The 12233-nt window shown below is 61.1% G+C and carries 9 protein-coding genes; 6 read left to right on the top strand and 3 right to left on the bottom strand.

What is annotated here, in order from left to right; genetic code table 11:
* Nucleotides 1-38: 38 nt before the first annotated feature.
* A complete protein-coding gene (locus VGU25_10645) occupies nt 39-1517 on the bottom strand; it encodes a hypothetical protein (GenBank protein ID HEV2577658.1) in 1479 nt (492 codons plus the stop codon).
* A 114-nt stretch (nt 1518-1631) separates the two neighbouring features.
* Between VGU25_10645 and yiaK the strand changes: the two genes are divergently transcribed.
* On the top strand, nt 1632-2654 hold the full coding sequence (gene yiaK / locus VGU25_10640) for a 3-dehydro-L-gulonate 2-dehydrogenase (GenBank protein HEV2577657.1): 1023 nt from the start codon (nt 1632-1634) through the stop codon (nt 2652-2654).
* 49 nt (nt 2655-2703) lie between these two features.
* Here the strand turns inward: yiaK and VGU25_10635 are convergent, their stop codons facing one another.
* Nucleotides 2704-3630, bottom strand: coding sequence for a hypothetical protein (locus VGU25_10635; GenBank protein HEV2577656.1), 927 nt, complete (start codon nt 3628-3630; stop codon nt 2704-2706).
* A gap of 218 nt (nt 3631-3848) precedes the next feature.
* Between VGU25_10635 and VGU25_10630 the strand changes: the two genes are divergently transcribed.
* From VGU25_10630 to VGU25_10610, 5 genes are all read left to right on the top strand, one after another.
* Nucleotides 3849-6614 carry a carboxypeptidase regulatory-like domain-containing protein gene (locus tag VGU25_10630; protein ID HEV2577655.1) on the top strand — a complete coding sequence of 922 codons (2766 nt, stop codon included), beginning with the start codon at nt 3849-3851 and terminating at the stop codon, nt 6612-6614.
* 286 nt (nt 6615-6900) lie between these two features.
* On the top strand, nt 6901-7674 hold the full coding sequence (locus VGU25_10625; GenBank protein ID HEV2577654.1) for a prolipoprotein diacylglyceryl transferase family protein: 774 nt from the start codon (nt 6901-6903) through the stop codon (nt 7672-7674).
* The gene (locus VGU25_10620; protein ID HEV2577653.1) at nt 7674-8987 is read left to right on the top strand and encodes an RluA family pseudouridine synthase; all 1314 of its coding nucleotides are present in this window, start codon (nt 7674-7676) and stop codon (nt 8985-8987) included. The genes VGU25_10625 and VGU25_10620 overlap by 1 nt, the downstream gene beginning before the upstream one ends.
* Nucleotides 8988-9013: 26 nt before the next feature.
* Nucleotides 9014-10003, top strand: coding sequence for a porphobilinogen synthase (gene hemB / locus VGU25_10615; GenBank protein HEV2577652.1), 990 nt, complete (start codon nt 9014-9016; stop codon nt 10001-10003).
* 109 nt (nt 10004-10112) lie between these two features.
* Nucleotides 10113-11171, top strand: a complete 1059-nt coding sequence (locus tag VGU25_10610; protein HEV2577651.1) for an aldo/keto reductase — start codon at nt 10113-10115, stop codon at nt 11169-11171.
* 62 nt (nt 11172-11233) lie between these two features.
* Here VGU25_10610 and VGU25_10605 read toward each other — a convergent pair whose 3' ends face one another.
* Nucleotides 11234-12136 (bottom strand): hypothetical protein, encoded by a 903-nt coding sequence (locus VGU25_10605; GenBank protein HEV2577650.1) that lies wholly within the window; start codon nt 12134-12136, stop codon nt 11234-11236.
* Between the last annotated feature and the right edge of the window lie 97 nt (nt 12137-12233).

Raw genomic sequence — 12233 nt, 5'->3', positions numbered from 1 at the left:
ATCTGGAGCGGGAACACCCGCGAAAAACATCCTAGCAGCTAGTGTGATGCTGAAGCAGGCGCGGGAGAGCCGGGGCACATGCAGCGGCGGAAGGCAGCGGGATACTGCTCGCGCAGAGAGCAACTGTACGCGGGCCAGAGGCGCTGCAGCCCAAGTGCGGCAAACGTTCCTCCGCCCGCGAGAAAATATCGCTCGTAGGCGCGGCTGGTTTCGTCCTCGCCGGTCTTGTCGGCGACGAGCTGCGAACTTAGCTGGTCGACGGATTTCGCCGAGAAGTCCGGCAGATGGTAGACGTCGGAGTAGCGATACTCGCGTCCCCAGCCTGTGCCCTGTGCGTTAGACGCAGCATAGATCTCATAGTCTTTGATCGTCGCGTTCTGCGGCGTTACTTGCGCGATCATGAATGAGGGATCGTTGCCGTTGACGGGTGAGATCGAGGGAACGAGCTTTACCGGGACAGCGCGGCCATCGGGGCCCTGCAACAACTTGATTTCATCCATGTGCGAGTGCGCGAAGATGGCGAGGCGCACGATGTCGCCGAACTCCGCAATCGTGTCCGCGAGTGCGCCGCTCGAAAGGAACATCTGCGGCTGTTTGACATTGCAGGCTTCGCCGGGTGCGAAGAGGTAGCGATGGTAGGTGGTGTAGATATCGACGCCGGGCGGGATGTGCGCCATCACCCACACCTGCTGCCCGCTGTCGCGAGCTTCGGTGAGTTGCTTGCGGAGCCACGCGATCTGTTCAGCGGCGGGGGCGGTGCTTGCCTGGCCGTTGCAGCCCATGTAGTGCGTGGATTCGAAGAGGTCCTGGAGTACGATCAGGCGCGTGTTGTGCAAGCCCGGCAGCAGAACGTTGTAGTCACCAAGATCCGAGAAAGTTTTCGCGATGGACTCGGCCGCTGCGTGGTCGTGTGTAGCGGATGCGACGTTTGTCGCGACAGACTTGAGGAAGGCGCTATCCGGCGTGTCTGTGTAGTCTCCACAGCCAGAGTCGTTGTTGCCGAGCGCGAAATAGATTGGCGTAGACGGAAACGCGGAGTGAAGCTGCTGGGCGAGGAACGCAATGGTCTTGACCGCGAATGCTGAAGCGTCGTCTGGAGTGGCGGACGGATTGAGCTTACGGAACTTGCAGATGAAGCCATGAGCGAGAAGGTCGCCGCTGATCGTGATGAACAATGGCGCGGGCTGATATTGTCTGGCCTCGTGCAGAGAGGTGACGACGAGCGGCCAGGGCGAATCCGTGCCGCGCACGCCGCATCCGCTTTGGAGCGCGCTGAAGATGTTCAGGCGCGTCGCGGAATCGGGCTTCGAAAGAATCGCCGGCCACTCGGTGATGGGATCGCGAAGCAGCGCGCTAATCTTCGCCGGATCAAAGAACGGATCGAAGTGGATGTCGCTCAGCATGAGCACATTGACCGTGGAAGGCGGAGGACGGCGGGTACGGGGTGCCGACCATGCGGGAGCTGTAACGCAGAACAGCACGACGATCGAAAGCAGCCGATAGAGACACGTGCGCAAGCAATAATCCCCGGAGAGGAGCTCAGCCTTTATGGCCGGGCAAGCGGAACTGCAAGCTTGGCCAGGCCTCAGTGTAGCGTCTCGTACTGCAGCAACGTGCGTTCTAATGGATGCATGTTGCGTGTTCCTTTTGACGAGGTGCAAGCGCGGGTGGAGCGCATTTTGCGCGCGCTCGGATTGGGCCAGCGGTCCGTATTGGCCGCAAAACTGATAGCCGAGACTGATCGAGATGGCGTTCGTACGCATGGCATTGCGCGCGTGCCGCGCATGGCAGAGATGATCAGGCTGGGGCGGATCGATCCTTCCGCGAAGCCCGAGCGCGTGGCCAGCTTCGGAGCGCTGGAGCGGTGGACAGGCCATCGCGGACCCGGCAATGTTGCGGCACATGCGGCTATGAACCGCGCGATGGAGTTGGCGCGTGAGAACGGACTTGGCGCCGTCGCACTTGCCGATACAACACACTGGCTTCGCGGAGGAGCCTTTGGATGGCAGGCCGCTGAAGCGGGTTTCGCCGCGATGTGCTGGACCAACACTCTGCCCAACCTGCCGCCGTGGGGAGCAACGACGCCGGCGGTTGGCAATAATCCGCTGGTGCTGGCCGTGCCGCGCAGAGATGCGGAGGGAACGAGCGCGCCGATCGTGCTCGATATCGCGATGTCGCAGTTCTCCTACGGAACGGTGCAGGCTTATCGCGAGCGCGGCGAGCTGCTACCCTTTCCAGGCGGCTTCGATGAGCAAGGCGAGCTGACGCGCGATCCGGCGGCAATTGAGCGCACGCAGCGCGCGCTGCCTATTGGACTGTGGAAGGGATCGGGGCTGTCGTTTGTGCTCGATGTTCTGGCAGCCATGCTCGCTGACGGCCGCGCGACGAATGAATTCTCTAGCGACCCGTTGCAGGAGGTTGGGCAGTCGCAGGTGTTCATCGCGCTCGCGCCGTCCGCACTGACGTCGATGGACGAGCTTGATCGCATCGCTGCAGGTGCTATTGAGGCGTTGCATGCCGCGACGCCGATTGAGCCGGGCCGCATTGCACGCTATCCGGGCGAGGGAACACTGCGCATTCGGGAGGAGAGTATGCGCCTGGGCATTGCAGTGGATGAGGGCGCGTGGGATGCGCTCGGAAAGTTAGGGAGTTAGGCGTTTGATCCTAACCTTTTCCTAACTCCTCACTCTCTAGCTTTCCTGACTACATATTCGTGTGGCCGGCGCGCATGTCTTCGTTGAAGCTCGGCTTGATGAACTTCAGGCCGTCCTGTACCTCAGCCTCAAAGCGCTCTCGCTGCTCCTGGAGCTTCGCGGTCGAAGATGCCCAGTCACCCGTGCTGCCCAGCGAAATCAGACCGTCCTTCGCGAGTGCGCTGGCGGCCTTAACCAGTTCTGCTGTTGTCGTATTCAGATACTGTGTATCGCGCGGGTCGGCGATCCAGACCGGGCCGCCACTGCCGAGAACACCGCTGAGCCAGAAGACCTTGCCCGCGAGGAAGTGCGCGCGCTGCTGCTCGGTCGTGTCGTTGAAGATGAAGCGGTTCTGCTTCATCGAATAGTAGCGAGTGGTGACCGGAACAGGCTGACGGTTGCCGGACTTAACAAGTTCCAACTGGCCCTGATCAAGCGTCTTCCGCACGGCGTTGTAGATGAAGCCTTCGGCGAACGGCTGCTCGAGCGCAGCGACGACTTCGGCGAATGTGCGGGTCAGCGAGGCCGAGACCTTCGCATGCAGCGTGCTTTCGCCGCCGGTCTCGAGATTGATTTGTCCGTGCACGATGAACGTGTCCGCGCCCGACGTTGAAGCGTGGAAGGGCCAGGCGAAGTTATCAAAGCTGAGCGGAAGCCCCAGCAGGGTGAAGTAAGAGTCGGGACGAGGATTGCGCAGGCGCTGTGCGGCCTCGGCGAAGAAAGTGTTGAGCTCAGCCGTGAATTTTGGATCGGCGGCATCGAAACGCTCTCCGAGCTGCAGCAGCAGGCTGTGCGCGGGTGTGGCGGGGAGCGCCATCGTGGCACGAACGGTCGGATTGCCGGAGAAGTCGGTGCCGGGCTCTGCGGGCGTGAGGGTCAGGCCGTGGGCGCGGGCCAGGGCGTCCAGTTGTGCGGCAGGCGCAGTTGTGGTGCTCATAAGGTTTCCTCGAATCAAAAAATCGTCTATCCCATTCTACCTTTCGCGCCGGTAATTTCGGGTTGCCAAGGCCGTAACGCGCAGCATGGAACCGTTCGGCAGGTCTCTGCGTAATAGCTTTCGAACCAACACGAGAGCGAGCGGCATAGCAATGGCTCGCGAAAAACTTCATCCGCGTCACCCCTTCTCTCGCGTTAACAACCCCAGAGAGCCTGCGCATGAAATCCCTCATTGTTCCCTTAGCCTTTTTCGCGGTGGTTGCCGCTGCTCCAGCACACGCCGAGGACGGTGAGAGTGCTTGCGCCGGCGCCCCTGTGAGCGGCATCGTTGTCGATACAACGGGCGCGATTATTCCCAGTGCGACCGTTTCGCTGGAAAATGGAGCGAGGGTGACCGCGGGTTCGGATGGCCATTTTCGCTTTCCATGTGTGAGCGACGGATCGCATCACCTGCAAATCACGGCGAGCAGCTTTGCAAAGAGAGATTTCGCTGTTGAGGTGCCGATGCACAAGGCGTTGAATGCCGTGCTCGCTCCTGAAGAAGTGCAGACCACAGTTGACGTCGGCGACGACGCGGCCCAGAACTCCACGGCCACGAACGCTACCAACTCCGGTCCGGCACAGACTATTTCCGGCAAACAGCTGAACAGCCTGGCGGATGATCCCGACGACCTGTTACGCGAGCTTCAGCAACTCTCCGCAGCGTCTGGCGGCGCACCGTCGAATGCTACTGTCGCGGTGGATGGATTCGACAACGCGGAAGGCACAACGCACCTGCCGCCCAAGTCATCGATCGCCTACATCAAGGTGAACCCCGATCTCTTCTCAGCGGAGTACCGCAATCCACCGTTTGGTGGTGGACGCATCGAGGTCTACACCAAACCCGGCCAGTCCGCTTTTCATGGAGCACTGTTCGCCACCAACTCCAGCGCCTGGATGAACGCGCGGGATCCCTTCGCGATCAGTGCCGGCTCTATCGGGAAGCAGCGCTACGGCTTTGAGCTCACCGGCCCCATTCGCAAACAGGGTTCCGACTTTTCGCTGAACCTCGAGCATCGCTCGATCGACACCATCGGCGTTGTGAACGCGGTCACCGTAGATGCGGCCGGCAATGAGTCGCCCATCGTTCAGGACGTTCCCACGCCGCAGCGCCTCTGGATTGGCAATGCGCGCGTTGATTGGCAGCTCGGCCCCAAAAACACTTTTATCGCCTCCGTCAGCACCTACAACAATGATCGTCTCAACCAAGGCGTCGGCGGCAACTCGCTGGCTGAAACTGGCTACGAACGCACGGATTACGATACCAATTTGCATCTCACTGACGTCACAACGATCTCGCCGAAGATCATGCACGAAGCGCGCGTCGGGCTGGAGTGGGACGGTCAGCAGTACACTCCCAACTCGCTTGCCCCGCAGGTCTCGGTAGCCGGCGCGTTCACGGGCGGCGGCTCCACGTTTGGGCGATTCACGCAGCGGGAACTCGACGCCGAGGTGGTCGACGATGCCATCATCCAAACCAAGAGCCATCTCATCAAGATTGGTATTCAGCCGGAATTCGTCACCATACACACAGTGGCCACTAACAATTTCAACGGAACCTATACCTTCGGTGGCGGCGTCACATCGAGCGGTGCAACCATCACCGGGATTCAGCAGTACGTCAATGCATTGAATGGCGCTGCTAACGGTTCGCCCACTGCGTACTCCGGTGTAGCCGGTAATCCGGTCGTCGACGTCTTCCAGTTCCGCAACGCCATCTACTTCCAGGACGATTGGAAAATTCTCTCCAATCTCCACTTCGCGTACGGTCTGCGCTACTACACACAGACGGCGCCGACGGTGGTAGATGCGATCAATCCTCGCTTCGGGGTCTCGTGGTCGCCCGACAAGAAGGCCACATGGAACCTGCACGCGCATGCGGGATTGTTCTCCGGGAGGTCGAGCGCACACACCTGGGCCCAGTTCCTCGAGATGGATGGTGTTCAGCGCGTCACCAGCACGGTTTATAACCCGACGTGCAGTGGCGCATTTGATCCGAACACTTGCACTCCGCTGACGAACGGAATGGCGATCCACTCGATGCGGACACTACAACCCGATATCCCGAATCTCTTCTACGACATTGAAAACCTGGGCTTCTCGAAGACCTTCCCCAAGAAATTTACACTCTCCGCTGACTACTACATCGGCCAGATGTGGCACTACTGGCGCAGCGAAAACATCAACGCGCCTCTCAACGGCTCTCCCACCGGTCCGCGGCCCGGTCCCGCCGACACGAACATCTTTCAGATGCAGGCCAGCGGCCGTGGCTACGCCAACGTCGAATTCTTCGGGCTAACCAACCAGGCGCTGAAGCGGGTGCAGTTTTTCGCCGGCGCAGTGCGCGTCGATGTCGTGGACGACACGGACGACAATCCATTCTTCACGCCCCAGACCACTGGCGTGAACGCCGGCGAGTATGCGCGGCGCGACAACCAGGGACTGTGGCAGGTGTTCGGCAACGCCACGCTGAACCTGCCGGGCAAGATCGTGCTTAGTTCCAACTCCAACGGCCAAGGCCTGGCCGTCTACAACGTCACCACCGGCTTCGACAACAATGGCGACGGCGATTTCAACGATCGTCCGCAGTACGCGCGCGCAGGCACGCCACTCTGCTCAGTCAATCCCAACGCGGCACCATGCGGCTACTCCACACCATGGGGCGAGTTGGTTACCTCGGGGGGCATCAGCTCCCTGCCGCGCAACAAGGGCTACATGCCCTGGACCTTCTATTTGGACAGCAACGTGCAGCGTGCGTTCAAGCTGACGCGCGATGCGAAAGCCGAGCACCCACAGACGCTCACCGTGAACGTACGGTCATCAAATATTTTGAACCACATGAATGTGACAAGCGTGGGCACCGTGCTCGGCTCTCCGTTCTTTGGCCGACCGTACGCCGCGGACAACGGCCGCCGGGTCGAAGCAGGTCTCCGCTACAGCTTCTAACATCTCGTGCGGCGAGACACGGGTTACCGATGGCGGTTTGCCAATCTGGCGAAGAGCGGCTAGCATCCAACCCAGAGACCGGCCTGCAAAGCAGGTGACAGTGATCCACGCTGGTTGAACCAACATTCAATGAACAGGGGCCTAGCTCGTAGACATGGTTCGGTGTGCAACGTCCGCCAGTCCGGAATGCCTGAAGAGCCACGGCCGGGTCCCACCGTCTTAGGACGGGTTCACCAGCGCTTCACACACGGCCCCGTGGGTCGGTCTTTGCTTTCCCTCTAGCCTCATGACGTACTCTGCTGCGCTGACTGCGGCCTGTCTGGCCGTGTTCGCAGATTTAAGCGCCCTGCATATTCCCGTTTACGCGCTCATCGCGATCGCCGGCATCGTCGCCGCGCTGTGGCTCAGTCTGCGTACGGCGCCGTTGCGTGCGCTCTCGCCGGACCGGCTGTGGGACGCCGGCTTCTTCGCCATCATCGCTGCGTTCGTCATATCGCGGGCGCTCGGTTTTCTCCTGCTGTTCGTCATCGAGCGCGGCCAGCTCACGATCTCCTTCCGCGACGTGTTGCGCTTCTCGTCGCTTAGCTATCTCAGTCTGTTCGTGACTGCGGTCGCAGTTGCGGCGTGGCTGCGATGGAAGGGTCTGTCGATACTTCGGATGATCGACGCGTGGGCGCCGTGCGGCGCTCTGCTGTGGAGCGCAATCTCGGTCGCCGAGGCAGCCACAGGCACAGAAAACGGTTTACCGACGCGGCTGCCATGGGGCGTGCGTACCGCGGCAGGCATCCGCGTCCATCCCGTCGCACTCTACACAGCCGCGGCGGCACTCTTCCTATGCGGCGCGCTGTTTTCACTCCTGCGGCGCGTGCGCACGCCTGGCCGCGTCGCCTCCATCGCAATCGTCGCGGCCGGAGTCATCGTCTTTTTGTTCGACATGCTGCGCGCCCCAGAGCAGCCGTTTGGTCGTGGCCTGCTCGATGTCTCCCAGTGGCTTGCGCTGGCATCTATCTTGTTTGGAGTCTGTTTGTTCACGTTTGCTCGGGCTTCGGAGGTTCGCTGATGCCCTCAAAAAATATGCTGCCGAAGGGCAAGCGCCGCCACTCCGTCCGCGCGGAGTATCGCAAGGTTCGGACGGAAGTCAACGAAGCGAGAGAGAGAGAAGAATCGCTGCGCGCCGCCGCCGTGTTTGGTTCGCCACAAGAAGAGCGCGAAGAGATGTGGGACACCGCGGAGTTGATGCAGGAAGCACTGCCCAACCCCGCCAATCCTTACCTCCGCGTCGCCAACACCGCCGGCACGCGTAATGAACCCACGACGCCCGACACTCGCCGCTACGAAGGGTTGAAGCCGCTCGAACCTGCGGCCCCCGAGATTCATGTGCATGAAGATCTCGAGCCGGAAGATGGCGTGCGTAGCTTCATCGCCGAAGCCGCGGCCGCGAAGATGCGGCTCGATGCGTATCTCGCCAAGGCGCTGCCCGACATCAGCCGCGGACGCGTGCAGATGTTGATCGAAAACGGCCAGGTCACCCTCAACGGCTCGCCCGCGAAGGCCAGTCACAAACTTCGTGGTGGCGAGGAGATCGAGATCGAAGGCGAGCCGCAACTGGCGCCCCTGCGTGCGGAGCCCGAGAACATTCCGGTCGAGATCGTCTATGAGGACGACGATCTCGCCGTGATTAACAAGCCTGCCGGGATGACCGTACACGCTGGCGCCGGCTCGCTTGAGGACAATCGCGGCACGCTCGTCAATGCTCTGCTCTATCACTTCGGCCAGCGGCTTTCGAGCACGGGCGGAGATCTGCGACCGGGCATCGTGCACCGGCTCGACAAGCAGACCAGTGGCCTGATCGTTGTTGCCAAGAATGACGCCGCGCATCGCAAGCTCGCCGAAAGCTTCGCCGCGCGCGATCTGCGCAAGGTCTATATCGCGCTCGTGCACGGCAAGGTGAAGCAGGACGAAGGTACGATTGATCTTCCGATCAGCCGCGACCTTGTGCGCCGAACGCGCATGACCACGCGCCGTGCCGGAGGTCGCAACGCCGTCTCCCACTGGCGGGTGCTGGAACGAATTGACGGGGCGCTCGGAAAATTTACGCTTCTCGAGGTGCGCATCGAGACTGGCCGCACCCACCAGATTCGGGTGCACCTGCGGGCGATCGGTCACCCTGTCGTCGGAGACACGCTCTACGGCGCGCCGCACCACATCGCTCCGCGCTCACACGTCGCACACGAAGAGCCTCTCACGCTGAGCCGCAACTTCCTGCACGCCGCCGAACTCGATCTCAAACATCCGCGCACGGGCAAGCCGCTCGAGCTCCGCGCGCCCCTGCCCAGCGAACTCACCGACCTTCTCGACAATCTGCGTCGCTGAACGCCGCGCCACACTACACTAGAGACATGAACTTTCCAGCGACACGCCTACGCCGTCTGCGCGCGACCCCGGCTATGCGTTCGCTCGTTCGAGAGACGAATCTGCACCCAGGCGCGCTCATTTATCCACTATTTCTCTGCGAGGGCGAAGGCGTTCGCCGGGAAATAGGCTCGATGCCCGGCGTGTTCAATCTCTCTGTCGACGAAGCCGTGAAAGAAGCCGAGGCTTGTGCTTCGCTCGGGCTCGGCGGCCTTCTGCTCTTCGGTCTTCCCGCAGAGAAGGACGAGCAGGGCACCGGAGCCTGGATCGACGACGGCATCGTGCAGCGTGGACTGCGCGCGCTCAAGCAGAGCTCCGCTGCAAAGTCACTTGTGCTGATTGCGGACGTCTGCCTGTGCGAGTACACCTCGCACGGTCACTGCGGTATTGTGCGGCGGAACGGTGAGGACTATGCAATCGAGAATGACACCACGCTTGCGCTGCTCGCGAAGACTGCGGCGTCGCTAGCGGCTGCAGGCGCTGACATCGTCGCACCCAGCGACATGATGGACGGCCGCGTCGCCGCGATCCGCTCCGCACTTGACACTGCCAGCCGCCACAACACGCCGATCCTCAGCTACGCGTCGAAGTTCGCATCCGCGTTCTACGGACCGTTCCGCGAGGCCGCCGACTCCGCTCCGCAGTTTGGCGATCGCCGTACCTACCAGATGGATGGCGCGAATCGCCGGGAAGCCATGCGCGAGATCGCACAGGACCTCGGCGAGGGCGCGGACATGATTCTGATGAAGCCCGCGATGCCCTACCTGGACATCATTCGCGACGCACGTGAGCGCTTCGATATTCCCATAGGCGCCTACCAGGTCTCCGGCGAGTACGCGATGCTGCAGGCGGCCTTCCAGCGCGGCTGGCTCGAACCTGAGCGCGCTATGCTCGAAAGTTTGCTCGGCATCCGGCGCGCGGGGGCGGACTTCATCGTCACGTACTTCGCCAAAAGTGCCGCCGGCGCCCTTGGTTAAATAGCACCTGAGTCCTGCGCGCGCCTCGCTGCATCCAAGCGAAGACAACGTCGTTGGCGCGTGAGCAATTCCGCGCGGGCCTCAGTTCCACTTACACGCGAGGTGTTTTATGGAGTACCGCACACTGGGCCGCTCCGGCCTGAAGGTTCCTGAGCTCTGCTTCGGCACGGGCACGTTCGGCGCCGCTAACGAGTTCTTCGCCGCCTGGGGCAACACCCAGACTGAGGAAGCCCGCAAGCTCATCGACATCTGCATGGAGGCCGGCTGCAATTTTTTCGACACCGCCGATGGCTACTCCGACGGTAAGAGCGAAGAAGTTCTCGGGCAGGCCATCAAACACCTGAAACGCGAAGATGTATTGATATCAACAAAGGCCACCTTCCGCTTTGGTCCCGGCGCGAACAATGTTGGAAGTTCGCGCTACCACCTCATCGACCAACTGCACGGCTCGCTGAAGCGCATGCAGACCGATTACATCGACGTCTACCATATGCACGCCTTCGACGCGACGACGCCCGTCGAAGAGACGCTCGAAACACTCGACAACTTCGTCCGGGAAGGCAAAGTCCGCTACATCGCCTGTTCGAATTTCTCTGGTTGGCACCTGATGAAATCGCTCTCTGTCTCCGAGCGCTACGGCTGGGCGCGCTACGTCGGCCACCAGGTCTACTACTCGCTTATCGGCCGTGACTACGAGTGGGAGCTGATGCCGCTCGCGGTCGATCAGGGTGTCGGTGCGCTCGTATGGTCGCCGCTCGGCTGGGGCCGCCTCACCGGCAAGATCCGCCGCGGTCAGCCGCTACCCGAAACCAGCCGCCTGCAAAGCAAGATCGTCAATGACGCCGGCCCCATCCCTGACTGGGAGTACGTCTACAAAGTTGTTGACGCCATCGATGAGGTCGCCAAGGCAACCGACAAATCCATTCCACAGATTGCGCTGAACTGGCTGCTGCGCAGACCAACAGTTTCCACGCTCGTGATCGGCGCGCGCGACGAGAAGCAGCTTCGTGCGAATCTCGCCAGCGTCGACTTCGCGCTCACGCCCGAGCAGGTCGCGAAACTCGATGCGGCCAGCCAGACGAAGCTCGCCTATCCCTACTGGCACCAGATTCAGTTCGACGAGCGCAACCCATTCCCGGTTCCGCAAACACTCATCACGGAAGCATGAGCGAAAAAAGTGGGCGCCGCCTAAGCAGCGCCCGCTTCACTTCGGCGTAACGATGACCGCGATTATTGTCCGCTTGTCGTCTTCGGTGCGGTGACAGGCTTCTTAGCCGCAGTCGACGTTCCCATCGGCTTTACCTTCCAGAAGTCCGGCTCGGCCTTGATCATCTGGTCCGTAGGAATGCTCATCTTCGGATCGATGATGAAGAAGTTGGTCTTCTCGTTCTCGATGCAACTCGCTTCGAGTTTCTCGAGCTTCTTCATACCATCCTCTCCCATGGCCTCCATGAACTTGGGATCGGCGGCGAACATCTGGTCCAGTTCCGTCATAGACTTCATCGATGTCAGCACAAGATACGTTGGTCCCGTCGAGTTCCCGAACACCATCCGATACGTGCTCCAGTGCGCTCCGGTATCGGCCTTCTTGTACCCGTCCAACACCAGCTTCACAGCCTCTTCCCACTCACCAGTATGCCCGGGCTTAATCACAAACTCGCGGAAGATCATATAGCGCGATCCAACCCGTGGTCCGTTCGTGTTCTGGCTCAGGTCGGCATCCACCATCCACACGCTCTCGTCGGTTTGTGAGAGCCCCTCGCCATCACTGATCATCGCCTTGTCCAGCGAAGTCTGCAGCGCCTGGCTCATGCTCTTATGCTCTGCTTCTACGGCCTGCATCGAATCGTACGAGCTCAAGAAGAGTGCGCGGTTCGGTCCTGACATCGACGTAAATGCAACATAGTGAAACGGCGCTTTGCCGGCTGCGGCAGCCCGTATATAGCCGGCCTCGGTCGCCTGGTGGGGAGTGCCGTCACGGCCCGGCTTTGTGAACTCACGGTTGATCACGAGAAACTTCGCCGGTCCGTAGGTGGCGGTATTGTCCTGCGCAGAGACATTGCGCGGACTAAAAGAAAGAGCGACAAGAAACGCGGAGCCCGCAAGGGCCAGACGGATTAAACGGGGATTCATAGAAGCCTCCATTGGCGGAACATTGGTCTGAAGAAAGAGAGTATGCGGCGACGGGCCCTGTGGCTGAGCAGCGGAAGGCATCCCGCCGGCACGCGAA

It is taken from the genome of Acidobacteriaceae bacterium, from assembly GCA_035944135.1.
Taxonomy (GTDB): domain Bacteria; phylum Acidobacteriota; class Terriglobia; order Terriglobales; family Acidobacteriaceae; genus Granulicella.
Note: the sequence above shows the minus strand (reverse complement) of the source record. Positions and strands in the feature narration are given on the sequence as shown.

Excerpts from the sequence above, each read along its gene's own strand:
- VGU25_10605 (HEV2577650.1), bottom strand. The coding sequence starts at position 12,136 with ATGAATCCCCGTTTAATCCGTCTGGCCCTTGCGGGCTCCGCGTTTCTT.
- yiaK (HEV2577657.1), top strand. The coding sequence starts at position 1,632 with ATGTTGCGTGTTCCTTTTGACGAGGTGCAAGCGCGGGTGGAGCGCATT.
- hemB (HEV2577652.1), top strand. The coding sequence starts at position 9,014 with ATGAACTTTCCAGCGACACGCCTACGCCGTCTGCGCGCGACCCCGGCT.
- VGU25_10610 (HEV2577651.1), top strand. The coding sequence starts at position 10,113 with ATGGAGTACCGCACACTGGGCCGCTCCGGCCTGAAGGTTCCTGAGCTC.
- VGU25_10630 (HEV2577655.1), top strand. The coding sequence starts at position 3,849 with ATGAAATCCCTCATTGTTCCCTTAGCCTTTTTCGCGGTGGTTGCCGCT.
- VGU25_10625 (HEV2577654.1), top strand. The coding sequence starts at position 6,901 with ATGACGTACTCTGCTGCGCTGACTGCGGCCTGTCTGGCCGTGTTCGCA.
- VGU25_10635 (HEV2577656.1), bottom strand. The coding sequence starts at position 3,630 with ATGAGCACCACAACTGCGCCTGCCGCACAACTGGACGCCCTGGCCCGC.
- VGU25_10620 (HEV2577653.1), top strand. The coding sequence starts at position 7,674 with ATGCCCTCAAAAAATATGCTGCCGAAGGGCAAGCGCCGCCACTCCGTC.